Annotated in this window: 24 protein-coding genes and 1 riboswitch; of the genes, 23 read left to right on the top strand and 1 reads right to left on the bottom strand. The window is 65.7% G+C overall.

What is annotated here, in order from left to right:
- Positions 1 to 12: 12 nt before the first annotated feature.
- The 18 genes from RBA41_RS07765 to RBA41_RS07680 all read left to right on the top strand — a co-directional run bounded on the left by RBA41_RS07765 (position 13) and on the right by RBA41_RS07680 (position 18,568).
- Complete coding sequence (locus RBA41_RS07765) at positions 13 to 765, top strand: YfaP family protein (protein WP_306622705.1); 753 nt, start codon at positions 13 to 15, stop codon at positions 763 to 765.
- A gap of 13 nt (positions 766 to 778) precedes the next feature.
- Positions 779 to 1,042, top strand: a complete 264-nt coding sequence (locus RBA41_RS07760) for an SEL1-like repeat protein (protein WP_306622703.1) — start codon at positions 779 to 781, stop codon at positions 1,040 to 1,042.
- 92 nt (positions 1,043 to 1,134) lie between these two features.
- Positions 1,135 to 1,500 (top strand): hypothetical protein, encoded by a 366-nt coding sequence (locus RBA41_RS07755; RefSeq protein ID WP_306622701.1) that lies wholly within the window; start codon positions 1,135 to 1,137, stop codon positions 1,498 to 1,500.
- 56 nt (positions 1,501 to 1,556) lie between these two features.
- Positions 1,557 to 1,922: a hypothetical protein gene (locus RBA41_RS07750; RefSeq protein WP_306622698.1), complete on the top strand. Its 366-nt coding sequence runs from the start codon at positions 1,557 to 1,559 to the stop codon at positions 1,920 to 1,922.
- A 66-nt stretch (positions 1,923 to 1,988) separates the two neighbouring features.
- Positions 1,989 to 2,218: riboswitch (cobalamin riboswitch) on the top strand.
- A gap of 150 nt (positions 2,219 to 2,368) precedes the next feature.
- On the top strand, positions 2,369 to 2,566 hold the full coding sequence (locus RBA41_RS07745) for a CbtB domain-containing protein (RefSeq protein WP_306622696.1): 198 nt from the start codon (positions 2,369 to 2,371) through the stop codon (positions 2,564 to 2,566).
- Positions 2,557 to 3,309, top strand: a complete 753-nt coding sequence (locus RBA41_RS07740; RefSeq protein WP_306622694.1) for a CbtA family protein — start codon at positions 2,557 to 2,559, stop codon at positions 3,307 to 3,309. The genes RBA41_RS07745 and RBA41_RS07740 overlap by 10 nt, the downstream gene beginning before the upstream one ends.
- Positions 3,310 to 3,312: 3 nt before the next feature.
- On the top strand, positions 3,313 to 3,651 hold the full coding sequence (locus RBA41_RS07735; RefSeq protein ID WP_306622692.1) for a (2Fe-2S) ferredoxin domain-containing protein: 339 nt from the start codon (positions 3,313 to 3,315) through the stop codon (positions 3,649 to 3,651).
- On the top strand, positions 3,638 to 7,708 hold the full coding sequence (locus tag RBA41_RS07730; RefSeq protein WP_306622689.1) for a cobaltochelatase subunit CobN: 4,071 nt from the start codon (positions 3,638 to 3,640) through the stop codon (positions 7,706 to 7,708). Before RBA41_RS07735 ends, RBA41_RS07730 begins: the two co-directional genes overlap by 14 nt.
- Before the next feature lies 1 nt (position 7,709).
- A complete protein-coding gene (locus RBA41_RS07725) occupies positions 7,710 to 9,602 on the top strand; it encodes a magnesium chelatase subunit D family protein (protein WP_306622686.1) in 1,893 nt (630 codons plus the stop codon).
- 28 nt (positions 9,603 to 9,630) lie between these two features.
- Complete coding sequence (locus tag RBA41_RS07720; protein WP_306622684.1) at positions 9,631 to 10,335, top strand: cobalt-precorrin-7 (C(5))-methyltransferase; 705 nt, start codon at positions 9,631 to 9,633, stop codon at positions 10,333 to 10,335.
- Positions 10,332 to 11,894, top strand: coding sequence for a precorrin-8X methylmutase (locus RBA41_RS07715; RefSeq protein ID WP_306622682.1), 1,563 nt, complete (start codon positions 10,332 to 10,334; stop codon positions 11,892 to 11,894). The genes RBA41_RS07720 and RBA41_RS07715 overlap by 4 nt, the downstream gene beginning before the upstream one ends.
- On the top strand, positions 11,881 to 13,029 hold the full coding sequence (gene cbiD, locus RBA41_RS07710; protein ID WP_306622680.1) for a cobalt-precorrin-5B (C(1))-methyltransferase CbiD: 1,149 nt from the start codon (positions 11,881 to 11,883) through the stop codon (positions 13,027 to 13,029). Before RBA41_RS07715 ends, cbiD begins: the two co-directional genes overlap by 14 nt.
- Complete coding sequence (gene cobI / locus RBA41_RS07705) at positions 13,026 to 13,763, top strand: precorrin-2 C(20)-methyltransferase (RefSeq protein WP_306622678.1); 738 nt, start codon at positions 13,026 to 13,028, stop codon at positions 13,761 to 13,763. Before cbiD ends, cobI begins: the two co-directional genes overlap by 4 nt.
- A gap of 1 nt (position 13,764) precedes the next feature.
- Positions 13,765 to 14,547, top strand: a complete 783-nt coding sequence (cobM, locus tag RBA41_RS07700) for a precorrin-4 C(11)-methyltransferase (protein ID WP_306622676.1) — start codon at positions 13,765 to 13,767, stop codon at positions 14,545 to 14,547.
- Positions 14,544 to 15,299 (top strand): cobalamin biosynthesis protein, encoded by a 756-nt coding sequence (locus RBA41_RS07695; RefSeq protein ID WP_306622674.1) that lies wholly within the window; start codon positions 14,544 to 14,546, stop codon positions 15,297 to 15,299. The genes cobM and RBA41_RS07695 overlap by 4 nt, the downstream gene beginning before the upstream one ends.
- Complete coding sequence (cobJ, locus tag RBA41_RS07690; protein WP_306622672.1) at positions 15,299 to 16,852, top strand: precorrin-3B C(17)-methyltransferase; 1,554 nt, start codon at positions 15,299 to 15,301, stop codon at positions 16,850 to 16,852. The genes RBA41_RS07695 and cobJ overlap by 1 nt, the downstream gene beginning before the upstream one ends.
- A complete protein-coding gene (locus tag RBA41_RS07685) occupies positions 16,849 to 17,952 on the top strand; it encodes a CobW family GTP-binding protein (RefSeq protein WP_306622670.1) in 1,104 nt (367 codons plus the stop codon). Before cobJ ends, RBA41_RS07685 begins: the two co-directional genes overlap by 4 nt.
- Before the next feature lie 43 nt (positions 17,953 to 17,995).
- On the top strand, positions 17,996 to 18,568 hold the full coding sequence (locus tag RBA41_RS07680) for a HupE/UreJ family protein (protein ID WP_306622668.1): 573 nt from the start codon (positions 17,996 to 17,998) through the stop codon (positions 18,566 to 18,568).
- On the opposite strand, the gene RBA41_RS07675 is transcribed toward RBA41_RS07680, so the two are convergent.
- Positions 18,565 to 19,281 carry a hypothetical protein gene (locus RBA41_RS07675; RefSeq protein WP_306622666.1) on the bottom strand — a complete coding sequence of 239 codons (717 nt, stop codon included), beginning with the start codon at positions 19,279 to 19,281 and terminating at the stop codon, positions 18,565 to 18,567. The two genes, RBA41_RS07680 and RBA41_RS07675, sit on opposite strands and share 4 nt — an antisense overlap.
- Before the next feature lie 683 nt (positions 19,282 to 19,964).
- Here RBA41_RS07675 and kaiC point away from each other — a divergent pair.
- The 5 genes from kaiC (at position 19,965) to RBA41_RS07650 (ending at position 25,543) form a co-directional block, all read left to right on the top strand.
- The gene (gene kaiC / locus RBA41_RS07670) at positions 19,965 to 21,710 is read left to right on the top strand and encodes a circadian clock protein KaiC (protein ID WP_306622663.1); all 1,746 of its coding nucleotides are present in this window, start codon (positions 19,965 to 19,967) and stop codon (positions 21,708 to 21,710) included.
- Positions 21,707 to 22,000, top strand: a complete 294-nt coding sequence (locus RBA41_RS07665; RefSeq protein WP_306622661.1) for a circadian clock KaiB family protein — start codon at positions 21,707 to 21,709, stop codon at positions 21,998 to 22,000. Before kaiC ends, RBA41_RS07665 begins: the two co-directional genes overlap by 4 nt.
- Positions 21,997 to 24,744 (top strand): EAL domain-containing protein, encoded by a 2,748-nt coding sequence (locus RBA41_RS07660; protein ID WP_306622659.1) that lies wholly within the window; start codon positions 21,997 to 21,999, stop codon positions 24,742 to 24,744. The genes RBA41_RS07665 and RBA41_RS07660 overlap by 4 nt, the downstream gene beginning before the upstream one ends.
- A 74-nt stretch (positions 24,745 to 24,818) precedes the next feature.
- Complete coding sequence (locus tag RBA41_RS07655) at positions 24,819 to 24,998, top strand: hypothetical protein (protein ID WP_306622657.1); 180 nt, start codon at positions 24,819 to 24,821, stop codon at positions 24,996 to 24,998.
- A gap of 26 nt (positions 24,999 to 25,024) precedes the next feature.
- Positions 25,025 to 25,543 carry a hypothetical protein gene (locus RBA41_RS07650; protein WP_306622655.1) on the top strand — a complete coding sequence of 173 codons (519 nt, stop codon included), beginning with the start codon at positions 25,025 to 25,027 and terminating at the stop codon, positions 25,541 to 25,543.
- The last annotated feature ends 41 nt before the right edge of the window (positions 25,544 to 25,584 follow it).

The raw sequence follows: 25,584 nt of genomic DNA, 5'->3' as shown, positions 1-25,584 counted from the left end.
ACGAAGCTGATCATGAAAATATTGTTGATACCCGCACTGCTGCTGTCCACTGCCGCCCTGGCACAGGTGAAGATCGATTCGCCCAACAGCGGCTGGCGCAATTCGAAGGGTGCCAAGGAAGCGTACACGCAGGACGTGAATTATCCGGCGGCGTCGGTCAGCGTGCAGGACGGGCAGAGCCCGACGGCCGAAATCCGCGGACGCATCGCCGCCAAGGGCAAGGACAAGCCGGCCACGCTGGTGGTGAACGGCGTGGCGATGCCGATGGCGGTCCAGGAAGACGGCAGCTTCGCGCGGCCTTACGCCTTCGGGCGCGGCTCGAACAGCGTGGAAGTGCGCTCGCCCGACGGCAAGGCGCGCAGCCGCAGCCAGTTCCTCGATTCGTACGCCGGCAAGACCCAGTCGCGCGTGCGCGTAGTGCTGTCGTGGGACAGTCCCGGCACGGATGTCGACCTGCACGTGGTCGCCCCCGACGGCGGCCACTCGTGGTACGGCAACCGCGTCATGCCCAACGGCGGCGCGCTTGATGTCGACGTCACCACCGGGTACGGGCCGGAGATCTTTTCCAGCGCCGCGCCGCCGAAAGGGAACTACCACGTCTACGTGAACTACTACGGGGCCGGCCAGGAAGTCGGCATCCTGACGGTGGCGCAGGTAGCCATCATCACCAATGAAAATTCACCGAACGAGCGCCAGGAAGTGGTTCGCGTGCCGCTGCGCGCGCCGGGTGAGCTGACACTGGTCAAATCGTTTGTTTATCCCTGATTTGAGCGTTCGATTGGACCTGATGGAAGACCCCGAGTATGAAGCGCTGGGAGACGTCATCGTCGGCCCGCGCGACCCGGTCCAATCGATCCACTCGTATTGGAAGGCGGCCGCGCAATACGGTCTGGCCGACCTGTTCCTCGATGGCGGCGATGATAGCGCGCCTGGCATGCCGGAGGCGATCGACTGGTTGACGTTGTCCGCCGCGCAAGGTAACGCGGCCGCCATCGAACGCCTCGCCACGCTCCGAAAACAACGCTCGTCATCGGCGCTTTGACAGTTCTTGAACGGCATGTAAAACTGTCGACAGGAAATACGATCCTGGCTGCGCACGACCGCGACAGCCGTTCTGACGAAATGGGAGTGCAAGTGAGTACTGCAGCATGGATCTACGATGCCAGCATCGTTATCAGGAACGCTAGGCAACCGGAGGCGTTTAACGCGATTCGCACATCGTTCGAAGGCTGCGACTCCTTCTTCGCCGAACGCGCGCGCGCCGAACGCGACTTTCCGGCATTCCTTGAATCGATCGGCTTCACCAGCCAGCGCCAGGAAGGCGCGCTGCTGATCGACGGCGGCGACATCGACATCATCACCAACTGGCTGATTCGCCTGTTCGACACGCTCGGGCCCTTCGTCGAAGCCGGCGGCGTGCTGGAGATCCGCGATGAAGAAGGCGAGCAGATGACCTTCTGCTACGACGGCAATCAGATGGATATCGAATTCAGCGAGTAAGGTAGCGCGGCTTCGTGCTACATTGGCACCCCTGAATTTTGAAGGAGTGCCACGCCATGCCACCCAATCCCAGCATCGCTTCGATCCGCGCCCGCCTTCTCGGCGGGATGGCTGCTTACATGGGGCGCTGCGCCGAAGACCCGGAGAGCGAGGCTCCGTACGGCCAGGCCGAGATCGACGAGTGCGCCGGAATCCTCGACACTTATGCCGCTGCCGTGGAAAAGCTCCCCCAACCTGCAGCCCCCGCCGCGATCATGAAAGAAGTCGAACGCGTCGTCCTTGCCCTCAATGCGTTTGATGAACGCTGCAGCGTGATCGAGACCGAAGAGCGCGAAAGCCTGTGCGACATCATCTACCTGGTTGCCAAGGATGCGGGCCTGGAAGCCGACGAAGACATCACCGAACAATGGCGCGACTGGTAAATTCGTCCGCTGCGCACACGCCGGCCCGCGCAACCTTGCAATTTATATAGTCCAGACCTATACTTCGCCGGTAGTCAAGCTTCTGGTTCTGGCAAACGATCGTTTGCCGGATTAAATGGGAAGCCGGTGCGACCTCTCAAGGGGGGCAAAGCCGGCGCTGCCCCCGCAACGGTAAGCGAGTCAAGGATGTGCATCAAGCCACTGTGCCTAGTCAGCATGGGAAGGCGCATATCCGGGAAGGGTTTTTTGCCCCGCCACTCGCCAGCCCGGAAACCAGCCGAAGCGGTAAGTCGTTTGTATCGCGGAGGGCGATCCAGGTGGATCGCTGCGTTCCGCACCCCATCTCACGTTCCTTCTCCCCGTACAAGCCCCGGTTGCCGGACAGGGCAAGACGCGCGCGTCTGCATTTGCCTGGCTTTATGCGAAATGCTTTAGGAAGGAATGCCATGTCGCCGATCCGTAGCTTCATCACCACCGCCGATGAACAAGTCCCGTTTGTCTCCATCAAGGAGCGCATTGTGCAGGCCATGTGCGCCGCCAGCCTTGGCATCGTGCTGCTGTACGGTGCCGGTTTCGCCTCGATGGAAGCGCTGCACAACGCGGCGCACGACAGCCGCCACTCGGCCGGCTTCCCATGCCACTGATCCGCACCGCGCCCGCGGCAAGCCTGGGCACCTTCAACCGCATCATCGCCAGCGCAGCGGCGGCCGGCATCCTGGCCGGCCTGCTGCTGACCGGCGTGCAGCAGCTGCAAGTGGCACCCATTATCTTGCAGGCCGAGGTGTTCGAGAGCGCCGCGCCGAAGGCACTGGAGCAGGCCGCACCGCACAGCCACGCCGACGCCACGCCGCACGAACACGCGGATGAGGGCGCCCATGAACACGGCGGCTGGCAGCCGGACGACGGCGCCGAGCGCACCTTCTACACGGCGGTGGCCAACATCAGCGCCGGCGTCGGCTTCGCGCTGCTGCTGGCAGCGGCCATCAGCCTGCATGGCGGCGCAAGCGGCTGGCGCGCGGGCGTGCTGTGGGGCGCGGCCGGCTACACGGTCTTTTTCGTGGCGCCCTCGGTCGGCCTGCCGCCCGAGCTGCCGGGTACCGTCGCGGCGCCGCTGCTGGCGCGCCAGTTGTGGTGGACCGCCACCGTCATGGCCAGCGCGGGCGGGCTGGCGCTGCTGGTCTTCGCCAAGAACTGGCCGCTCAGGATCGCCGGCGCCTTGCTGCTGTTCGTGCCGCATCTGGTCGGTTCGCCCCAGCCGAAGGTCCATTCGAGCAGCGCACCGCCCGAGCTGGCGCTGAGCTTCCTGTACGCGACCTTGCTGGCCAATGCCGCCTTCTGGGTGGCCATGGGCGCGCTGGCGGGCTATTTCTACAAGAAATTCGGCTGACCGATGCGTACCCATGACCGGCACGTGTTCATGTGCGTCGGCCCGCGCTGCACCGAAAACGGCGTGCAGGCGCAGGCCGTGTTCGAGCACATGGGGCGCGAGATCGACGCCCATCCGGACCTCTGCGTCAAGCGCACCCGCACGCACTGCATGGTCGCATGCCGTAATGAAGGGCCGATCGTGGTGGTGTACCCGGAAGGCGTGTGGTACCGGCGCGTCGACGAAGCGGCAGCAGGGCGCATCGTCGCCGAGCACCTGATCGGCGGCGCCGAAGTGACCGACCTGATTTTCCATCGCATCGGCGAAGGCGACACAATTGTGGCGGACCATGACATCACCTGATTTTCCTCAAGGCCCGGCGCACATCGCGCTGCTTACCCACGCATCGAACGACCTGACTGTCCTGCACCACGCAGTGAGCCAGTTGCCGCCGGAGTTCGGCGCGGTGGCGGGCGTGAGCCTGCAGGGGCTCGACGCCGACGGCGGCGCCACGGCGCTGCTTTCGCGCGAGGTGCAGGGCGCGCGCATCATCATCCTGCGCGTGCTGGGCCGTCTCGGCAGCGTGCCCGGTTTTGCCGACCTGGTAAGCCACGCGCGCCGCCACGCCCAGCACCTGATTGCCATCAGCGGCACAGGCGAGCCCGATCCCGAGCTGGCGGCGGTATCGACCGTCGCTCCCGACGTGCTGCAACAGACGCTGAACTACTTCCATTGCGGCGGCAGCGGCAACCTGGCGCAGTTGCTGCGCTATTTGTCCGACCATCTGCTGCTGACCGGTTTTGGCTACGAGAGCGCGCTGCCGCTGCCGGAACACGGCATTTATCATCCCGACCTGGCGCAGGGCGCCGGCATCGAAGACTGGCTCGCGCTGCGCAAACCAGGCGCACCAAGTGCTGGCATCGTGTTCTACCGCGCGCACTGGATGAGCGGGAACACGCGCTTCATCGATGCGCTGCTGGACGCGCTGGAAAAGCGCGGCATGAACGTGCTGCCGGTGTTTACCGCCTCGCTGCGCAGCGGCGCCGGCGCAGGGGCACTGCCCGACGCGCTGCGCTACTTCAGCGACGCGCGCGGCGTGCATATCGATGTGCTGATCAACACCACCTCGTTCGCGATGGGCGAGATTACGCCGGGTGGTCCCACGCCTGCCGGATGGTCGGTCGGCGTACTGGAAACGCTGAACGTGCCGGTACTGCAGGCCATCACCAGCGGCATGACCCTGCCGCAGTGGGAGCAGTCCGCGCGCGGGCTTAATCCGCTCGACACGGCCATGAACGTGGTGCTGCCGGAGTTCGACGGGCGCATCATCACCGCGCCGGTCTCGTTCAAGTCGCGCGCCGCCGGGTTACAGGGCGACGCGGTCGAATACGAACCGGTGCCGGACCGCGTGGCACGCGTGGCTGGCATCGCAGCGCGCTTCGCCCGCCTCAAGCATGTGCCGAATGCCGAGAAGCGCATCGCGTTCATGTTCACCAATTCGAGCAGCAAGGCTTCGCAGATCGGTAACGCGGTCGGGCTGGACGCCCCGGCATCGCTGATGCGCATTCTCGACGCCATGCGCGCCGCCGGCTACGACGTCGGCCAGCCGCCCGCCGACGGTACCACCCTGATTCACGACCTGGTGGCGCGCTGTTCGTACGACCAGATATACGTGACGACGGAGCAGTTGCGCAACGCCGCCGGCCGCGTACCCGCCGCGCAATACGCCACGTGGTTCGCCGAACTCACGCCCGATATGCAGGAAAAGATGAGCACCCAGTGGGGCGCCGCTCCCGGTGAGGCTTACGTGTGCGACGGCCACCTGGCGCTGGCCGGCATCGAATTGGGCAATACCTTCGTCGCGCTGCAGCCGCCGCGCGGCTACGGCATGGACCCGGACGCGATCTATCACCAGAGCGACCTGCCGCCGACCCACCATTATTATGCGCTGTACCGCTGGCTGCGCGACGTGTGGCGCGCGGACGCCATCGTCCACGTTGGAAAGCACGGAACCATGGAATGGCTGCCCGGTAAAGGCGTGGGCCTGTCGCAGAACTGCTTCCCGGACGCGTTGCTGGGTGATCTGCCGCTGTTTTACCCGTTCATCATCAACGACCCGGGCGAGGGTTCGCAGGCCAAGCGCCGCGCGCATGCCGTGGTGGTGGACCACCTGACGCCGCCGATGACGACCGCCGACACCTACGGTGCACTGGCGCAGCTGACGCAACTGGTCGACGAGTATTATCAGGTTGAGGTGCTGGACCCGGCCAAACTGCCGCTGCTCCAGCAGCAGATCTGGGAACTGGTCAAGCAGACCAGCCTGAATGCCGACCTGCAGGCGCGCCTGCTGCACCATGACCATGACCATGACCATGACCATGACCACGATCACGGCCATCACCATCATCACGACCATGACCACGATCATGATCATCACCACGAAGAAGACGGTGAACTCCCGGCCGCGCTGGCATCGATGGGCGGCTCCGACGTGGCTCACCTGATCGAAGACCTCGACGGCTACCTGTGCGAACTGGGCTCGGCCCAGATTCGCGATGGCCTGCACATTCTCGGCGGCGGCCCTGACGCCGAACAGATGCCAGCCATGCTGGTATCGCTCACGCGCCTGCCCAACCTGGATATTCCGGGCCTGCAGGCCGAAGTGTCGAAGCTGTTCGGCCTGACGATGGACCTGCTGCTGGATCAGAAGGGCCGCCGCATCAACGTCGTGCCCGCACTGGCGCGCCTGGCGCAATGTGCCGTCGTCACGCGTTCGGACGCACTCGACGCCATCGATGCGCTGTGCCTGCGGCTGTTCACCGAACTGGCGGCGCGCGATTACCGGCCGGCCGCCATCGATGAAGTGCTCAACCTCGTCTTCGCAGACATCGACGGCGATGCGGTAGCCGCGCCGCTGCTCCAACCGGCTCAACGCGCAAAGGCGAGCATGCTGTCGCAGATGGGTAAGCCCCGCCCGGCACCCGCGCGCGCGCCTGTCGCTCCCGTCGCACCAGCATTGAACCGCTTCGACGCGCTGCGCAGGGTACTCGTTTTCGCCTGCAACCAGCTGGTACCGAACCTGGCGCGCGCCACCGACGAAATCGACAATCTGATCAACGGCCTGTCCGGCCAGTATGTGCCGGCCGGTCCGAGCGGCTCGCCCACGCGCGGCATGGCGCACATCCTGCCGACCGGCCGCAATTTCTACTCGGTCGACCCGCGCAGCGTGCCGTCGCAATCGGCATGGCGCGTCGGCCTGCAACTGGCGCACGAGGTGTTGACGCGTCACGAGCGCGAAACCGGTGAGTATCCCGAGAGCGTCGCCATCAGCATCTGGGGCACCAGCGCGATGCGTACCCACGGCGATGACGTGGCCCAGATCCTGGCGCTGCTCGGCGTGCGCCCGGTGTGGCGCGCCGAAAGCCGCCAGGTGAGCGGCGTCGAAGTGATCCCGCTCGAAGAACTCAAGCGCCCGCGCATCGACGTCACGACGCGCATCAGCGGCTTTTTCCGCGACGCGTTTCCGCAACTGATCGACCTGATTGACGACGCTGTCAACACCGTCATCCAGCTTGACGAACCGCTCACGCACAATTTCGTGCGCAAGCACTACCTGGCCGAACTCGGTGGCTGGATCGAACAGGGCTTGAGCCAGGAAGAGGGCGCACGGCGCGCCTCGTACCGCGTGTTCGGCGCCAAGCCGGGCAGCTACGGCGCCGGCATCCTGCCGTTGATCCAGCACAAGAACTGGGAAGCCGACGCCGATTTCGCCGAGGCCTACGTCAACTGGGGCGGCTATGCCTATGCGCGTGGCGAACAGGGCGCCGACCAGCGCGACGCCTTCAAGGTGCGCCTCTCCGGCGTGCAGGTGGCCCTGCACAATCAGGACAACCGCGAACACGACATCTTCGACAGCGACGATTACCTGCAATTCCATGGCGGGATGATCGCCACCATCCGCGCACTGACCGGCCAGCAGCCGCGCCACTATTTCGGCGACAGCCACGACCCGGCGCGGGCGCAGGTGCGCGACCTGAAGGAAGAAACCCTGCGCGTATTCCGCTCGCGCGTGGTCAATCCCAAATGGCTGGCCAGCATCCAGCGTCACGGCTACAAGGGCGGACTGGAACTGACTGCCACGGTCGACTACCTGTTCGGCTACGACGCCACGGCGCAGGTAATGGATGACTGGATGTACGAAGACGTGGCCCAGGCCTACGGTTTCGACGACGATATGCAGCGCTTTCTGGAGGAAGCCAATCCGTGGGCGCAGAACGCCATCGCCGAGCGCTTGCTGGAAGCGGCCAGCCGCGGCATGTGGGCCGAGCCGCGCCCGGAAACGCTGGCCAGGCTGCGCGAGCTGTATCTCGATAGCGAAACCCTGCTCGAAGCACGCGGCGAAACGGCACGTAATGGATAAGATGAAGATCGCGAATTTCCCGTTCTCGGCCATCGTCGGCCAGCCCCAGTTGCAGCGCGCGCTGATGCTGTGCGCGGTCGATCCCGGCATGGGCGGTGTGCTGATCCGCGGCGACAAGGGCACCGCCAAGAGCACGGCGGCGCGCGCGTTGGCCGATGTGCTGCCGCAGATCGACACGGTGCCCGGCTGCGCCTACAACTGCAGCGCCGGTGCGGTTTCGGAACACTGCGAGGCTTGCGCCACCGGTACGCCACGCCTGGGGCCCGTGCCCTTCGTGACCCTGCCTCTGGGAGCGACTGAAGACCGGGTGATCGGCAGCGTCGACCTGGCGCGTGCATTGCAGGGCGGTCAGCGCGTTTTTCAGCCAGGCCTGCTGGCGGCGGCGCACCGGGGCGTGCTGTATATCGATGAAGTCAACCTGCTGGCCGATCACCTGGTCGACGTGCTGCTCGACGTGGCGGCCATGGGCGTCAATTCGGTGCAGCGCGAAGGGCTGTCGATTCGCCACCCGGCGCGTTTCGCGCTGGTTGGCACGATGAACCTGGAAGAGGGCGACCTGCGTCCGCAACTGCTGGACCGCTTCGCCCTGATGGTCGAAGTGGCGGCGCCGCGCGACAAGAAGGTGCGTTCGGAAGTGGTACGCCGGCGGATCGCTTTCGAGTCCGATCCGGCCGGTTTCAGCGCCGTGTGGGACGACCAGCAGCAGGCATTGCACCGCCAGCTCGTTCAAGCCCAGCGCCTGCTGCCGCAAGTGACGCTGGATGACGCCATGCTGGAGCTGATCAGCCATCTGTGCTGCGAGTTCGAGGTGGCCAGCCTTCGTGCGGACATCGTCATGCACAAAGCATCGCGTGCCTTGGCAGCGCTCGACGGACGGCTGCAGGTCACGCCGGCCGACCTGCGCAGCGCCGCCGAACTGGTGCTGCCGCACCGGCGCCGCCGCAAGCCGTTCGAGCAGCCGGGCCTCGATCATGACCGCCTCGATGAACTGATGCGCGAAGCTGCCCCTCCGCCACCGGCGCAGGACGACGCCGGCGAAGCGGAAGATGGCGAGCAAACGCCGTCCGACGAGCAGGGCGAGGAACAGGTGTTCGCAGCCGCCGCCAGCGCTGGCGCGCCGCGCATCGTGGTCGAATCGACGGAGGGCCACAGCAGCGCGGGCCGCCGCAGCGAAGCAATGGGCGCCGCGCGGGGGCGCGTGGTGCGGGCCGTGCCCGACGAGCAGCCGACCAGCATCGCCATCGGCGCGACCTTGCTCAGCGCCGCGATGCGCGAGCCGGGCCACGTACAGGTCACGCGGGCCGACCTGCATCAGCAGATACGGGTCGGTAAAAGCGCGAACCTGATCCTGTTCGTGGTCGACGCCTCCGGCTCGATGGCCGCGCAGCGCCGCATGGAAGCGGTCAAGGGCGCCGTGCTGGCGTTGCTGACGGACGCCTACCAGCGGCGCGATACGGTGGCGGTGATCTCCTTCCGCGGCCAGTCGGCGCACCTGCTGCTGGCGCCGACGGGCAGCGTGGACCGCGCCGAGCAGGGCCTGTCCGAATTGCCGACCGGCGGGCGCACGCCCTTGCCGCATGCGCTGCATCTGGCGCTGGAAACGCTTGAGAAATCGGCGCATCGCGCGCCGGCGCTGATGGTGCTGCTCACGGACGGCAAGGCCAACGTGCCGCTGGCGGCCGATGGCGATGCGTGGCGCGAATCGCTCGATTTGGCCGGCAAGCTGGCGGAACGCGGCGTGCCGGCGCTGGTGCTCGATACCGAGAGCGGCTATCTGCGCCTCGGACGGGCCGCGCAACTGGCGCAAACCCTGGGCGCCGAGTGCCTGACCCTGGAGCAGCTATCGGCCGACAACCTGGCGCTGACGATCCGTGCGCGCCTGGCACCAACCTGACAATACGCATATTTAGGAGCACCTTGACATGATCATTTGCATAGGCGCGGGACCCGGCGACGTCGGCTACCTGACGCAGCGCGGCGCGCAGCTCATTCGCGAGGCGGACGTCGTCGCCGGCTTCGACGCGGTGTTGAACGTGGTCCAAAGCCTGATTCCGGCCGAGGCCCAGGTCATCGGCATGGCTTACCGCGACCAGGTCGCGCAGCTCGACGAAGTGGCGCGCCTGCACCACGCGGGCAAGCGCTGCGTGGTCGTTTTCATGGGCGATATCCATTTCAGCGGTTTTCAGTATCTTGAACGGGTCGAACGCGCATGCGGCCACCCGGTCGAATCGCTGCCTGGCATTTCATCGGCCCAGATTTTGGCCTCGCGCGCCAGGGTCTGTTTCGACGAGACCACCTTCATCACCTTCCACCGGCGCGGCGACCTCGATCCCTTCAAGCGCCATCTGGTGCATGTGCTGCAGGACCAGCGCAACGCAATCGTGATTCCGTGTCCGTGGGACGCGGCGCGTTCCTTCATGCCGTGGCATATCGCGGCCTATCTGCTGGAAAACGGCATTTCGCCCGATCATCCGACCGAGGTGTGGGAAAACCTGACACGCGGCGAAGCGGAATGGCATGGCAGCCTGCTGGAATGCGCCAGCCATACCTGTTCCGACATGAGCATCATGCTGATCCGCACGCTCGCGCCGATGGCTAGCCAGATCGAGGCGGCACCCGCACCATGACCCAAACAGAAAAACTCGGCATCGTGGTGGCGGGCCATGGCAGCCGCGATCCCGACGCCGTGCGCGAATTCGAAGCGCTGGTCGAACTGGTACGCGCGCGTGCGCCCGACGATATCGTCACGCACGGCTACCTGGAGTTTTCCAGTCCCACCATCGCCGAAGCGGTGCAGACCAACCTCGCGGCGGGCACGCGCCAGGTGGCCGTGGTGCCCGGCGTGCTGCTGGCCGCCCGCCACGCCAAGAACGACATGCCGGCCGAAGTGCAGGCGATGGCGCGCGATTATCCGGACATCGATTTTCATTTCGGCGCGCCGATGAACCTGCACCCGCAACTGCTGCAACTGGCGCAGGAACGCATCGTCGAAGCCGAGGCCACGTCGCCGCTGACGGTGCGCCGCTCCGACACTTGCCTGGTGCTGGTCGGACGCGGCACCACCGACCCCGATGCCAATGGCGAAGTTGCCAAGCTGGCGCGCATGCTGGAAGAGGGCATGGGCTTCGGCGGCGTGTACGTATGCTATTCGGGCACGGCCACGCCACTGGTGGCCGATGGCTTGCGCGCCGCGGCTCGCATGGGTTTCCAGCGCCTGGTGGTCTTGCCGTTCTTTTTGTTCGACGGCGTGCTGGTCAAGCGCATCTACGCGGCCGCCGACGACCTGCGCGCGCGCGAGCCTGGCCTGGAAGTACTCAAGGCCGGCTACTTCGGCGTGCATTCGCATGTGGCCGACGTGATCATCGAACGTGCGCGCGAGGCGGTGGCCGGGCGCGCCGCCATGAACTGCTCGCTGTGCAAATACCGCGTGCAGATCGTCGGCTTCGAGCAGCAGGTGGGCGAGCCGCAGCAGGCCCACCACCTGGCCGTGCGCGGCTTGCTGGCGCAGGAACCGGCAGTAGTGGCCGCGCCAACGTACGCGCCGTACGAGCCGCATCCGATCGAGGCGGAGAGCTTCCAGATCATCGCCGCGGGGCGCGACTGGTCGGGATTCCCGGAATCGCACATGACAATCCTGCAACGGCTGGTGCACACCAGCGGCGACTTCGGCGCCGTGGACGACATGTACTTTTCGCCGGGCGCGGTCGAAAACGGGATTCTGGCGCTGTTGCGCTGCAAGCGCGTGCTGACCGACGTGACGATGGTGCAGACGGGCCTCAAGCGCCAACTGCTCGAAACACTTGGCATCGACACCTGGTGCGGCGTGCATGACCGCGAAACGCACCTGATGTCGGCGGCGGAAGGCATTACGCGCTCGGCGGCGGGCATCCGGCGCGGTTGGCAAAAATTCGGCAACGACGTGGTGCTGTCGATCGGCGACGCGCCAACGGCCATCGCCGAAGCGGTGCGCCTGATCCGCGACCATGGCTGGCGCCCGCAGCTCGTGATTGGACTGCCGGTCGGCTTTGTCGGCACGCGCGAAACCAAGGATGAACTGCGGCGCTGCCTCCAGGTGCCACGCATTACCAACAGCGGCACGCGCGGCGGCTCGCCGTGGGCGGCGAGCGTGGTCAATGGCCTGATGATTGACGCGCTCAATCAGCTTGCAGGGTATGAAGCACCTTGAACGGGTCCAGTTCGACCTTGCCGTCCCGGCGTTAAATGGGCTGCGGCGCGGCCGCACGACAGGCAGTTGCGCCACGGCGGCGGTCAAGGCGGCACTCGGGCTGCTGCTGCACGGCGCGCGCTGCGATACGGTCAGGGTCAGCCTGCCCGACGGTGTGCATTATCTTGAAGTGCCGGTCCGGATGGTCGATTGGACCGATAGCGGCGCGGTGCGGGCCGAGGTACTCAAGGATGGCGGCGACGATCCGGACAACACGCACGGGGCCACCATCTTTGCCGAAGTGCGGCGCAACGATGCGCGCGCGGTGCGCTTTTTCGCCGGGCGCGGCGTGGGCACGGCGACCCGCCCGGGTCTGCGCGTGGCCGTGGGCGAGCCGGCGATCAACCCGGTGCCGCGCCAGATGATGCGGCGCGCGGTGGAAGAAATGCTGGACGACGCCCTGGCGGAGCCGCCCGACAGCGGTTTCGACCTGACCATCGGCTGCGAAAACGGGGAAGTCATCGCGCGCAAGACCTTCAATCCGCGCCTCGGCATCGTGGGCGGTATTTCGATTCTCGGTACCTCGGGGATCGTCGAGCCGATGTCGCTGTCGACGTGGATTGCCTCGGTCGAAGTGTATGTGCGGGTGGCGCTGGCGGCGGGTACCGAGAGCGTGGCTTACCTGCCCGGCAAGATCGGCCGCGAGTTTGCCAGCGGCGTGCTTGGACTGCCGGATGAACGCTCGGTGCAGATCGCGAATTTTCTCGGCGACGCGCTGGATTTCACCGAAAAGGCGCTGCGCGAGGATAAGCGCGGCCTGGATGTGCTGTGGCTTGCCGGCCACCCCGGCAAGCTGGCCAAGGTCCTCGACGGTTTTTGGGATACGCATTCGAGCAAGAGCAACATGGCAATGGCAGGGGTTGCGCGCGTGGTCGCGCAGATGGGCGGCGATGCGCAACTGGTACACGACATGGAAAATGCAAACACAGTGGAAGCAGCAATGGAACGTTTAAAGAGTGAGCCGTTCGCCAAAACGGTGTGGATCGAGATCGAGCGCCGCATCGGTGCGCTCGCGCATGCGCGCGTACCGTCGGTCAAGCGCCTGCAAGTGCGCCTGTTCGACCTCGCCGGCAATCCACTGGGAGTGGACGCATGAGCAACGGCACCCGCATCGGCACATTCTGGGGCATCGGTGTCGGCCCGGGCCCGGCCGGCTACCTGCCGCTGGCGGCGCTGGACGCGCTGCGCCGGGCGGACCTGATTTATGCGCCGCGCGCGCGCGGGGCCGAGCTGTCGGTCGCGCTGCAGTGCCTGGCCGGGATCGACATCGACGCGGCCAAGCTGCGCGAAATCGAGTTCAACATGGACCCGGACCGTTCGGTCCTGAGCGAGCATTACGCGCAACTGGCCGATGCCATCGCGCTGGAGTTGCGCGCCGGGCGCGACGTGGCCTACCTGACCATCGGCGATTCGCTGACCTATTCGACCTACGGCTACGTGCTGGCGGCCCTGCGCGTACGCATTCCGGATCTGCCGCAGCGCACCTTCCCGGGCATTACCAGCTACGCGGCGGCCGCATCGGCGCTGGCGTGGCCGCTGGGGGAGGGCAAGGAGCGCGTATTGATCTTGCCATGCCCCGAAACGGCGGAAGAACTGCGCAGCGACATCCTGACACATGACATCGTGGTGCTGATGAAGGTCGGCGCGCGCCTGGGCTGGGTGCTCGACCTGCTGCGCGAGATGGGCATTGCAGACCACTGCGCCTTTGCGCGCCGCATCGGCCTGCCCGGCGAGCTACTCGCATCAGGCGTCGGCGACCTTGTGGCAAACGACGCGATGGGCTACCTGGCCACCTTGCTGGTGCGCCGTCAACCACGGCAGGAGAGATAAGATGAAAGTGTACTTCGTTGGAGCGGGCCCTGGCGCCGCCGATTTGATCACCCTGCGCGGCGCGCGCCTGCTCGGCAGCGTCGACATGGTACTGTACGCCGGCTCGCTGGTGCCGACCGGGATGCTGACGCACTGCCGGCCCGATGCCGAAATCATCGACACCGCCAAGCTCGATCTGGAGCAGCAGCAGGCTTGCTACGTGCGCGCCCAGGAGATGGACATCGACGTGGTGCGCCTGCACTCGGGCGACCCGGCCATCTACGGCGCTACCGCCGAACAGATGCGCCGTCTCGATGCGCTGGGCATCGCGTATGAGGTGGTGCCGGGCGTGTCGTCCTTTACGGCGGCGGCAGCGGCCATCAGCGCCGAGCTGACCAAGCCGGAAGTGTCGCAGAGCGTGATCCTCACGCGCGTGTCGGGCCGCGCGTCGGCCGTGCCGGAACTCGAATCGATCGCGCGCCTGGCCGAACACCGCGCCACCATGTGCATCTTTTTGTCCGGACCGCACCTGAAAAAGATCGTCGGCGACCTGTCGCTGCACTATCCGCAGGAAACGCCGGTGCGCCTGGTCTATCGCGCCACCTGGCCGGAACAGAAAATCTACCAGGGCACGCTCGGTACGGTGCTGGAAGATACCAAACGCGGCGAGTGGAACCTGACCACCATGATGCTGGTCGGCGCGGCGCTCGACAAGGATGTCGCCGTCGAATCGAGCCTGTATTCCAAGGACTTCACGCACCTGTTCAGGGTCGTCAAGAAGAACAAGGCGGAGGCAGCGTCGTGAACCCGGCGCCGGCCATCTGGCTGGTGCGCGCGCATGGCGAGGAGCTGGCGGCAGTGCTGCAAGCGGCGCTGGGAGCCGAGGTGTATCGCCCGTGGCTCCACGATGGCGTCAGCCACAAGGCGCAGTTCGGCGAATGCTACCGCCGCCACGCGCAGTGGATCGTGATCGGCGCGACCGGTATTGCGGTGCGCTTTCTGGACGGCCTGCCGCTTGATAAGCATACCGACCCGGCGGTCGTGGTGCTGGACGAAGCGGGGCGCTTTGCCGTGTCGCTGCTGGCCGGGCATGAAGGTGGCGCGAATGCGCTGGCCTACCACGTCGCGCGGCTGGTTGGCGCAACGCCGGTGGTAACTACCGCCACCGAGGCATTGAAGCCGCTGGTGGCCGGCATCGGCTGCCGCAAGGGCGTGCCGGCCGAGCGGATCGAAGCGGCGGTGCGCCATGCCTTAGGCGCGCGCAGCATCGATGAGGTGCGCGAGGTGGCGACCGTGGACCTGAAGGCGAATGAACCTGGCCTGCTGGAGTTTTGCAGCCGGCATGGGCTGCCGCTGCGCGTGTTCGCGCGCGCCACGCTGGCGGCGCGCCCGTGGGTCAGCGTGCCGTCGGACTGGGTGCGCAGCAATGTGGGTCTGGATGGCGTGTGCGAACCGTGCGCGCTGGTGGCCAGCCCGCGCGGCGCGCTGCTGGTGCCGAAAACGTGCCTGGACGGCGTGGCCGTCGCGGTAGTTGAAGATAAATGGATGGAGATCTGATGAGTGGTGTATTGAATCTGGTGTCGGTGGGCCCCGGTTACGAGGACCTGATCGCACCGCGCGCGATTGCGGCGCTGAAAGACAGCGACGTGATCGTGGCGTATGAACTGTATTTGCGCTGGATCATGCCGCATGTCGAGGGCAAGGAAATCCACACGCCGCCGCTGACGCAGGAGCGCGAGCGCGCCTTGCTGGCGATTGAAAAGGCCCGCGGCGGCGCGCGCGTGTCGCTTATTTCCAGCGGCGATATCGGCATTTACGCGATGGCGGCGCTGGCCTACGAAGAGATGAGCGAGGATGACACCTACCAGGTCAACCTGATCCCGGGAATCACGTCGGCCAACGCCTGCGCCTCGCTGCTTGGCTCCCCGCTGTCGCACGACTTTGCCACGCTCAGTTTGTCGGACTTGCTGTGCCCCTGGGAGTGGATCGAGCACCGCGCGCGCCACATCGCCCAGGCCGACCTGGCCTGCGTGATGTACAACGTGCAAAGCGCCAGCCGCCAGCAGGGCGTGTACCGCGTGCTGCAGCTGATGCTCGAATCGAAGGCCCCGCATACTCTGTGCGGCGTGGTCAAAAATGCCTACCGCCCGGGGCAGGAAGTGAGCATCCACCGGCTCGACGAACTGCCGTCGCTGCAGTTCGACATGCTCACCACCATCGTGGTCGGCAACCGCTTCACCCAGCGCAAGCGCGGGCAGATCTTTACGCCGCGCGGTTACAACGACTGGGATGCAAAGGCCGACAGCACGCTGCCGCAGCGCCAGGAACTGCCCGATGGCGGCGTGTGGGTGTTTTCCGGCACCAGCGACGGCAATGCGCTGGCGGCGCGGCTGGCAAGCGGCCAATCGCGTCCCGTGGTGGTATCGGCGGCGACCGACCATGGCGGCGACGTGGCGATCAAGGCCTGCCCCGGCGCCACCGTCTGGGCTGGGCGGCAGGGCATCGAGGCGCGGCGCCAGGCGCTGGTGGCCAGCGGCGCGAAAGTGCTGGTCGACGCCACCCATCCTTACGCGACCAGCATGTCGGAGCAGCTGATCGGCCTGTCGCGCGAACTGGGCATCCCTTATTTGCGCTATGAGCGGCCCAGCAGTTTCAGTGCGCTTGACGGCACCTGGTGCGCATCGTCCCAGGACGCTGCCCAACGCGCCATTGCGCTGGGCAAGCGCATCTTCCTTTCCACCGGATCGAAAGACCTGGCGACGTTCGTGCAGGCCGATGGCGCCGCCGACCGGCAGTGGTTCGCGCGCTTGACGGCCGAACCGGAATTCATCGAGCGCGCGGTGGCGCTGGGCGTTGCGCGCGAACGCATCTGCGCCATGCAGGGGCCGTTCTCCGCGGACTTCAACATGGCCTTGTGGCGCGACTGGCACATCGACTGCGTGGTGACCAAGGATTCGGGCGACGCCGGCGGCTACGCATCCAAGGTGCATGCCGCAAAAGCCCTTGGCATCCCCCTGTTGGTGATTGGCCGCCCGCCGGTCGACTATCCGGCCATGTGCGGCAGCGCCGATGACCTCATCGCGCAGCTGGCGGCACTGGACCTGGCATGAAGCAGCTAATTCCCGTCACGATCGTGACCGGCTTTCTGGGTTCGGGCAAGACGACCCTGCTGCGCAGCCTGATCGAAAAGCGCCAGAGCCGCCGCCTGGCGCTGCTGATCAACGAGTTCGGTGAGATTTCGATCGACGGTGCGCTGGTGCGTGGCGAGGCCGGCGCTGACGATCAGGTGCGGGTCCACGATTTTCCGTATGGGCTGATCGCCTATGGCGACGACGACCTGTTTTTGCCGACCATGCAGGCCATCGCCGCGCGCCGTGCGAACGTCGACCACGTGCTGATCGAAACGTCCGGCCTGGCGCTGCCAACGGCCATCATGGAGATGCTGCAAAGTGCCGCGCTGGCCGAAGACTTCATCCTCGACGCCACGCTGGCGGTGGTCGATACGCCGCTGCTGCTGTCGGACCAGTTCGAGGCCGGCACGGGGAGCGGCGCCGCGGCCTGCGTATTCGGGCAGCAGCTCGAATTTGCGGACGTGGTTGTGCTCAACAAGATCGATGAGCTGGACGACGACGCGCTGCTGCTGGCCGAGACGCGCGTGCGCGAGCGCGCGCCCAAGGTGCGTTTCCTGGAACTGGCGCACAAGGCCCAACTCGATATCCGGCTTGCGCTCGGCTTGCGCCTGCACCAGCCGACCCGCACCGGGCATGCGCACAGCTACACGCCGCTGGCCACCATGCCGGGGCCGGGCGCCGGGGTGCTGGCCGAGCAGGGGCGCCTGAACGGCCACGCGCATTCGGGCCTGGCCGCCCACTCGCACGGGCTGGCCACGCACAAGCATTTTCACGAGCAGGACCCGGGCTGGCTATCGTTCGTGCTGCGCAGCGACGCGCCGCAAAGCGCGGACAAGGTGCGCCACGCCTTGCAGGAAGCGGTGCGGCTCGAACCAGTCTTGCGCAGCAAGGGTTTTATTCGCACCAGCGAGACCGGTCAGGCGGTGCTGGTGCAGGGCGTGCGTTCGCGCGTGATGATCAGTGTCGACGCGGTGCGCCCGGCGGCGCGCCGTTCGGAACTGGTGATCATCGGTTATCACGCCAGCCGCACACGCGTTGCGGCGGTGCTGTCGGAACTGACCGGAACCAACTGGCGATAAGCGCGGCAGGCCATTCATTCATTTTTCTATCTTGGAGCTTCACATGCAATCGACATTCATCCGTACCCTGGCGCTGGCGCCCTTGTTCTACTGCGGCGCGGCGCTGGCCCATCCCGGCCATGACGGCGGCTTGCTGGCCGGCCTGGCGCATCCGTTTTCGGGGCTGGACCACATGCTGGCAGCAGTCGCCGTCGGCATCTGGGCCGCGCAACTGGGCGGCCGCGCCAAATGGCTGCTGCCGATGAGCTTTATCGCCTTGCTCGCCGCCGGCGGCATGACGGGCATGGCGGGCGTGGGCATCGCCGCGCTGGAAAGCGCGATTATCGCGTCGGTGCTGGTGCTCGGCCTGTCGATCGCCTTCAAGGTCAAGCCGATGCCGGCGGCCGGCGCGCTGATGGTCGGTGCGTTTGCGGTCGTCCACGGTCTGGCGCACGGCGCCGAGATGCCGGCGTCGGGCAGCGCCGGGTTGTACTTCATGGGCATCCTGGCGTCGAGCGCCGTGCTGCTGGCCGGCGGCATGGCGGCCGGCGCCGTGATGCGCCGCCAGCAGGCATGGCTGCGTGGCGCCGGCGCGCTGATCGCCTTAGGCGGCGTCTGGATCGGCGCCGCCTTTTAAGCCGGCTGCGCGTCCGCTGCGTTCATTCCCATGGCCAGCGGGCCGCGCCCGCACAGGGCAATGTCCCAGTGCTGCGTTTTCAAGGTGGGGAACAGGGCGGCGCCCGCCAGAACCAGGCGGCTCGTCGCTTTCCACAGCGGGACCGGGATGTCGGCATCCATGCCAGCCTGCTTCCACGCCGCGCGCAGGATGTGCGGGCCGTGCGCCGACATGGCGACGGTTACCCGCAGGCCGCCATGGCGGTGCGGCGATGTCAGCTCCTGCAGCAGGTAGCCGCGCGCGCATGGCAGTTCGATCAACTGCACCAGATCGGCCAGCGCAATGAGCGCGCCGTTGCCGAGCACCGCTGCATCGCTGCTTTTTTCGTAGCTGATCGCTGAAAACGTCTTCGCGCCACCGTCGTCGCATACCGGCACGAACAGCAGGGGATAGACGGCCGCGTCGCTCAGGTAGCGGCGCGCATCGGCTGCGCCTTGCAGGGACCGCACGCCGTCCATCGCGCGCCCGGCGCAATTGAACAGGGCGGCCGTGCGCGGGCAGGGCAGGCTGTTGGCTTGCATCGCGCTGTGGAACGCGATCTGGTCGGGGGCGCAGGCGCGCTGCTGCACTGGCGCGCGCCGGGCCGGCTCGGGATGCAACACGCGCTGCACAAGGTCGTGCGCCTGCGCGAACACGCTTTTATGTGCTTCGATGGCCAGGCCGATGTAGGACATGCCGTTCCCCTTGCTGTGCTCGCGGTCGCGATCCGTGGATATTGTGGAGTCACAATATTTCTTTAGATCAAGGTACCGCGAACAATCTGCAACGAGCATGAGCTAAACCAATGTTTGCGCCGCCAGTGCGAAAACCCCACACCGCAATACATGGCGTCCCGGCCGAGGCAGGAATGCGAATAAACCAGGGTGTTCATCAGTAACTGGATTCGTCGCCCGATCACTCCACCGATCGGAAAGCGGCCGTATCCTTCATTCAATTTCAACGCTTAATGATAATAACAAAATGTTGGTTGTTTTATTATTCTAACCACCGGTATCCGGCAGCGCTGAAGCGCGCATGACATTATGTCGATGGCAATGCGCCATTGCCTGCGCCACTGCCGGATTTCATGATGCCAGAGCTCGCGCGCCCCCTTTGAAAACAGCCTGTTGTGGCGGCGGTTGTACAAAGTTCCGCAATTCATCGTTAGGGCAATTTTCCGAATTTATTCATGCTATAGTTTATTGGCAATGTGTCTCCGAAAGCTGTCATGGCATTTCGCAAAGCGTCCTCCGGATTCCAGGCATATTGGAACGAAAACGATTCTCAATTGAATTGTTGGGTTGACATTGCGGGTGCCACCACGCGCCGCTCATCGACCGCGGGACTGAGATGCATTTCTCAAAGGAGAGAGCCTGCCATGAAGCACGCGCCAGTGTCGCCACCGCAGCCAGATGCCTCCAAGGCGCGCTCCGGCATTATCGGACTCGATGAGATGACCGGCGGCGGCTTGCCGCGCGGCCGCACCACGCTGCTGGCCGGCGGCCCCGGCTGCGGCAAGACCGTGGTGTCGCTGCAGTTCCTGGTCAACGGCGCCCGCCAGTGCGACGAGCCGGGCATCTTCGTCGCCTTCGAGGAATCGGCGCAACGCATCGTGGCCAATGCGCAAGGCTTTGGCTGGGGAATCGACGAATTACAGAAAAACAATCAGCTCTGCTTCCTGGATGCGCAACCCGCGCCCGACCTGGTCCTGTCCGGTAGTTTCGATTTAAGCGGCATGCTGGCGGTGCTGGACGGACAGGTCAAGGCACTGAACGCGAAACGGGTGGTCGTCGACGCGCTCGATATCGTGCTGGCGCTGCTGCCCGATCCCATGTCGAAGCGGCGCGAGATCTATCGGCTGCACGACTGGCTGCTGGCGAATGGCTTGACGGCCATCATCACCGCCAAGGCCGGCGGCGATGCGACAGGCGCGATGCTCGAGCAGACGCTCGGTTTCATGCAATTCATGGTCGACTGTTCGATACTGCTCAATCATGGCGTGGTGCTTGGCGTGTCCCAGCGCAATATCCGGATTCAGAAATACCGCGGCGCCGTGTTCGACGAGAATGAGTCGCCCTTTTTGATCAGCAAGAAGGGTTTCGAAGTGGCGGTCGCGCGCACCCTGGGCCGGCTCGACACGCTGGTCTCGAGCGAGCGGGTGTCGAGCGGCGTGGAGCGCCTCGATACCATGCTGGGCGGCGGCTATTACCGTGGCGCCAGCGTCCTCATCACCGGTTTTCCCGGCACCGCCAAGACCACCCTGAGCGGTGCATTCGCCGAGGCTGCCTGTCAGCGCGGCGAGCGCACCATGTTCGTCAGCTTCGATTCCGACGGTTCCGAAGTCGTGCGCAATCTCAATTCGGTGGGCATCCGGCTGGCCCCCTACGTCCACAGCGGCGTGCTGCGCATCATCTCGGCGCGCACCATCACCGGCAGCGCCGAAACCTACCTGGGGCGCATCAAGGCGCTGTCCGAGGAACACGAGGCGCGTTGCCTGGTCATCGATCCGGTGTCGACCCTGTCGAAATCGGGGAACGAATTGACCGCGCACAACGTCGCCGAGCGCCTGATCGACTGGTCCAAGGGGGCCGGCACCACGCTCGTGTGCACCAGCCTGCTCGACGAAATGGCGACCCAGAGCGAGGGCGGCTCGCCCCTGCAGATATCGACCCTGGCCGATACCTGGATTCACCTGAACTACCTGGTCCAGGGCGGCGAGCGCAATCGCGGCATGTCGATCATCAAGTCGCGCGGAACCTCGCATTCGAACCAGGTGCGCGAACTGATCCTGAGCGACAAGGGCGTCACCCTGGCCGACACCTATACGGCCGGCGGCGAAGTGCTGATGGGCACGATGCGCTGGGAAAAGGAGAGTGCCGAGCGGGTGGCCGCCGAAGTGGCCGAGGCGGCCGCCAGGCTCAAGAAGGTCCGGCTCGACGCCGAGGAAGCCGAGCTGGAAGTGCGGGTCAAGTCCCTGCAGGCCGAACTGATCGCCAAGCAGGCCGAGAAAACCCTGCTCGCCAGCACCACCGAGGGCCGGGCCCGCGAACTGACGCGCGGGCGCAGCGAGATGGCCGAACTGCGCGGGGCCGACGCCGCCCATCCGCGCCCCGGTGCGGCATGAGCCAGTCCAAGCCCATTTTCATATTCCGCCTCTACGTGGCGGGCGATGCCCAGAATTCGGTGCTGGCCCGGGCCAACCTGCGCGCATTGTGCGAAACCTATCTGCCCGAGCAGCACCAGATCGAGGTGCTGGACGTCTTTCGCGAACCGAAGCGGGCACTGGACGATGCCATCTTCATGACCCCGACCCTGCTCAAGCTCGCCCCCGCCAGCGTCAGCCGCATCGTCGGCACGCTGAGCCAGACCCAGTCGGTCTTGCTGGCCCTCGGGCTGGAAGGCCACGTGCCATGAGCACCAGCCTGGAATTGGAGACAGGGTACGGCGAGGTGACCGACCTGATCGCTGCGCTGCATGCCAACGTGGCCCGCCTGGAGGAATTGACCGGCGGCGAAATCGATACCATCACCGACCCCCAAGGGCAGCCGTTCCTGCTGCGCCGCGCCCAGGCGCAGGTGCGCCTGAACGATGCCAGCCGGCTCGATGCGATCCTCAATTCGCTGCCCGCCTACATCGCCATTCTCGACGCCGATGGCGTCATCATGTCGGTCAACCAGGCATGGGCGGCATACGACATGCCGCTGGCCATAGCCGCCGCCGCCGGTCCGGGCCATGCGGTCGGCACCAACGTCCTTGAGCAATGCGCGCTGGTGAGCGGCGAAGGCGCCGGCCAGGCGCGCCAGGTGGCCGACGGCATCGGCCAGGTGCTCAACGGCCGCACCCGCCACTGGTCGTTCGAGTATGCCTGCAGGACGGCAGGGGTCCAGTCATGGCTGCTGCTCACCGTTACGCCGCTGGCCGACAAGAACCTGCACGGCGTGGTCGTGATGTACATGGATGTCAGCGAGCGCAAACGGGGCGAGGACGAGTTGCGGCGCTTCCGCACGGCGATGGATTGCACCGATGATGCGATTTTCCTGGTCAATTGCACGAGCATGCGCTTTGTCGAATTGAACGCCGCGGCCAGCAGGATGCTCGGCTATTCGCGCGAGGAACTGCTGGGCATGGGCCCGTGCGATATTACCGCCGAGTCGACCTGGCCCGGGATGGCGGCGCTGTACGAACGTCTCATGGCCAACAGCGGCAGCAGCCTGTCGGACGAGATGGCGCTGATCCGCAAGGATGGCTCGCAGGTGCAGGTCGAGTTTCACCGGCAAGCCCTGGCCTCGGGGCCGGACTGGATCATCGTGGCCGTGGTGCGCGATATCAGCGAGCGCAAGGAGGCGGCGCTGCGCCTGCAGTACCAGGCCCATCACGACGGGCTCACCGGCCTGCCGAACCGCACCCTGTTCTACGATACCCTGACCCGCACGCTGCACCAGGCCACCCAGCATGGCTGGACGGTCGCGGTGCTGTTTCTCGATCTCGACAACTTCAAGACCGTCAACGATACCCTCGGCCACGGCGTGGGCGACAACCTGCTGATCCAGTTCGCCAATCGCCTGTTGGGATGCGTGCGTGCGCGCGACACGGTCGGGCGCCTGGGCGGCGACGAATTCGGCGTGATCCTGGTGATGCAGGATGAACTGAACGATGCCGCCGGCGTGGCCGGCAAGATCCGCGAGGTGCTGCGCGCGCCGTTCGTGCTGGGCCAGCATGAACTGAACGTGACGGCCAGTATCGGCATCACCATGCACCCGCTCGACGCCAGCGAGCCCGACGAACTGATCAAGTACGCCGACACGGCGATGTACCGTGCCAAACAGGCCGGGCGCGACACCTTCCGCTTTTTCACGGCGCAGATGAATGTCGAGGTGCTGGCCCGGCTCGATCTGGAGAAAGCCTTGCGCCGGGCCTTCGAGAATGGCGAATTCGTCCTGCATTACCAGCCCAAGGTCGCGCTCGACAGCGGCTGCGTGGCCGGCCTCGAAGCCTTGCTGCGCTGGGAGCGGCCGGGCTATGGCATGATCGGGCCGGACATGTTCATCGCCTCGCTCGAAGAAACCGGACTCATCTTGAAGGTCGGCAGCTGGATCATCGATGACGCCTGCCGCCAGATCGGTCAATGGCTGCGCTCGCCCGTGGGGCCGATCCAGGTATCGGTCAATGTGGCGGGCCGCCAGCTGGCCGAGGGCGACGTCGATGGCGATGTCATCGCCGCGCTGGAACGGCACGGCGTGCCGCCCGAGCTGCTCGAGCTGGAACTGACCGAAAGCTCCCTGATGGTCAATACCGAACGCACGATCAAGACGCTCAAGGACCTGAAACGGCGCGGCGTGCAGATTTCGATCGATGACTTCGGCACCGGCTATTCGAGCCTGGCCTACCTGCGCCGCTTCCCGATCGACAAGCTGAAAATCGACATCGCCTTTATCCGCGAAGTGACCAGCAATCCGGACGACGCCGCCATCGTGCAGGCGATCCTGGGCATGGCCCACAGCCTGAAACTGCACGTCATCGCCGAAGGCGTCGAGACGGCCGCCCAGCTCGCCTTTTTGAAACGCAATCGCTGCGACCAGGTGCAGGGCTATTTCTTCAGCCGGCCGCTGGCGCTGCCGGAGCTGGAGGCGCTGCTGCTCAACGAGCGCCAGATGCAGCTGCCGGCGCCGGCAATCCTGCCCTACCGCAAGACCTTGCTGCTGGTCGACGACGACGCCCACGTGCTCTCTTCCTTGCGGCGCCTGCTGCGCGACGACGGCTACCACATCCTGTGCGCCGGCTCGGCCGCCGAGGGGTTCGACCTGCTGGCGCAGCACTGCGTGCAGGTGATTATCTGCGACCAGCGCATGCCGGACATGAGCGGCACCGAATTCTTCGACCGGGTCAAGGAAATGTACCAGGACAGTTTTCGTATTGTCCTGTCGGGGTACACCGACCTTGACTCCATCATGAAGGCCGTGAACAAGGGCGCAATCTACCGTTTTTATACCAAGCCGTGGGATAACGCGGTGTTGCGCGCCGACTTGCGCGAGGCATTCCGGCACTACGGCCTGTTGCATAACATCGACCTGGGCGACAACCACTGCGCCTGTCCCGCCGGCGACCGGTTGCCGGAGACTGCCGCGCAACTGCCGGGAGCGGGGGGCTCGCCGGCGTAGGCGGCCCGTGGCCCGCTCCGGCGTGCTCGGCTTGACGCCCGGATAAGGCTGGCACTATTTTCAGGAGAAATGACATGGCGGAGCCTTCCGGCCCGGAAAAACAGGACGCCGTCGAGGCGGCGCCTTTCATCGCCGAACTGGCCGCGTACTTCGACGCGCCCATGGACCCCGGCAACATCGGTCGCTTCGACATCGAGCTCAACTTGCTGGGCCGGGCCGGGCCGGGCCGGGCCGGGCCGAATCGGATGCGTTAACCACGGCTTTCCAGGATCTCAGTTTGATGAGGGCGTACGGCGGCATCGTCCTCGATGACGGCAATACCAGCGACCATCACGTCTACCTGACCCGCGGGCCCTTCGCCGGCGCCATCCTTTTTCTTTGCCACGACGGCGATGCGTCGAGTGTGGTGTTCGCTTCCCTTGCCGAGTTCCTCGACGCCGCACGGCAAGCCAGGGAAAGCGACGCCTGGCTGACCGATTTCCATCCGTCCACCACGCCACTGCATCGCGATCAGGCGGCCCTCGGCAGCTATCTCCATGCTTTGCTCGACATTGACAACGAGGACGACGAGGCTGTTGTCGAATCGGCCATCCTGTCGCTCGCGCCGGTGGATATGGACTTGCTCATGCGCTTGACCGGGCATCGGCATTTTTTCTATGCGGAGGCAGTGGCAGGGCAAATCGCGCTCTATCCGACAGCCGCCCTGCGGCCAATCGCACAGCTTTGCAGCGAGCATCCGATGCCCCAGGTCAAATGGGCGGGCGATAGCGCTGTGGCAGCGATCGATCAATTGGGGTGACGGCGAACGCGGCAAGATGACGTCGCGCATGTCATCCATCG

Origin of the sequence: Massilia scottii, assembly GCF_030846495.1 — a bacterium.
GTDB lineage: Bacteria > Pseudomonadota > Gammaproteobacteria > Burkholderiales > Burkholderiaceae_D > Telluria_A > Telluria_A violaceinigra.
Note: the sequence above shows the minus strand (reverse complement) of the source record. Positions and strands in the feature narration are given on the sequence as shown.

Bases quoted from the DNA above. Each gene is read 5' to 3' on its own strand.
- RBA41_RS07765 (WP_306622705.1), top strand. From the start codon at position 13: ATGAAAATATTGTTGATACCCGCACTGCTGCTGTCCACTGCCGCCCTG.
- RBA41_RS07750 (WP_306622698.1), top strand. From the start codon at position 1,557: ATGCCACCCAATCCCAGCATCGCTTCGATCCGCGCCCGCCTTCTCGGC.
- RBA41_RS07745 (WP_306622696.1), top strand. From the start codon at position 2,369: ATGTCGCCGATCCGTAGCTTCATCACCACCGCCGATGAACAAGTCCCG.
- RBA41_RS07740 (WP_306622694.1), top strand. From the start codon at position 2,557: ATGCCACTGATCCGCACCGCGCCCGCGGCAAGCCTGGGCACCTTCAAC.
- RBA41_RS07735 (WP_306622692.1), top strand. From the start codon at position 3,313: ATGCGTACCCATGACCGGCACGTGTTCATGTGCGTCGGCCCGCGCTGC.
- RBA41_RS07730 (WP_306622689.1), top strand. From the start codon at position 3,638: ATGACATCACCTGATTTTCCTCAAGGCCCGGCGCACATCGCGCTGCTT.
- RBA41_RS07725 (WP_306622686.1), top strand. From the start codon at position 7,710: ATGAAGATCGCGAATTTCCCGTTCTCGGCCATCGTCGGCCAGCCCCAG.
- RBA41_RS07720 (WP_306622684.1), top strand. From the start codon at position 9,631: ATGATCATTTGCATAGGCGCGGGACCCGGCGACGTCGGCTACCTGACG.
- RBA41_RS07715 (WP_306622682.1), top strand. From the start codon at position 10,332: ATGACCCAAACAGAAAAACTCGGCATCGTGGTGGCGGGCCATGGCAGC.
- cbiD (WP_306622680.1), top strand. From the start codon at position 11,881: ATGAAGCACCTTGAACGGGTCCAGTTCGACCTTGCCGTCCCGGCGTTA.
- cobI (WP_306622678.1), top strand. From the start codon at position 13,026: ATGAGCAACGGCACCCGCATCGGCACATTCTGGGGCATCGGTGTCGGC.
- cobM (WP_306622676.1), top strand. From the start codon at position 13,765: ATGAAAGTGTACTTCGTTGGAGCGGGCCCTGGCGCCGCCGATTTGATC.
- cobJ (WP_306622672.1), top strand. From the start codon at position 15,299: ATGAGTGGTGTATTGAATCTGGTGTCGGTGGGCCCCGGTTACGAGGAC.
- RBA41_RS07685 (WP_306622670.1), top strand. From the start codon at position 16,849: ATGAAGCAGCTAATTCCCGTCACGATCGTGACCGGCTTTCTGGGTTCG.
- RBA41_RS07680 (WP_306622668.1), top strand. From the start codon at position 17,996: ATGCAATCGACATTCATCCGTACCCTGGCGCTGGCGCCCTTGTTCTAC.
- RBA41_RS07675 (WP_306622666.1), bottom strand. From the start codon at position 19,281: ATGTCCTACATCGGCCTGGCCATCGAAGCACATAAAAGCGTGTTCGCG.
- kaiC (WP_306622663.1), top strand. From the start codon at position 19,965: ATGAAGCACGCGCCAGTGTCGCCACCGCAGCCAGATGCCTCCAAGGCG.
- RBA41_RS07665 (WP_306622661.1), top strand. From the start codon at position 21,707: ATGAGCCAGTCCAAGCCCATTTTCATATTCCGCCTCTACGTGGCGGGC.
- RBA41_RS07660 (WP_306622659.1), top strand. From the start codon at position 21,997: ATGAGCACCAGCCTGGAATTGGAGACAGGGTACGGCGAGGTGACCGAC.
- RBA41_RS07655 (WP_306622657.1), top strand. From the start codon at position 24,819: ATGGCGGAGCCTTCCGGCCCGGAAAAACAGGACGCCGTCGAGGCGGCG.
- RBA41_RS07650 (WP_306622655.1), top strand. From the start codon at position 25,025: ATGAGGGCGTACGGCGGCATCGTCCTCGATGACGGCAATACCAGCGAC.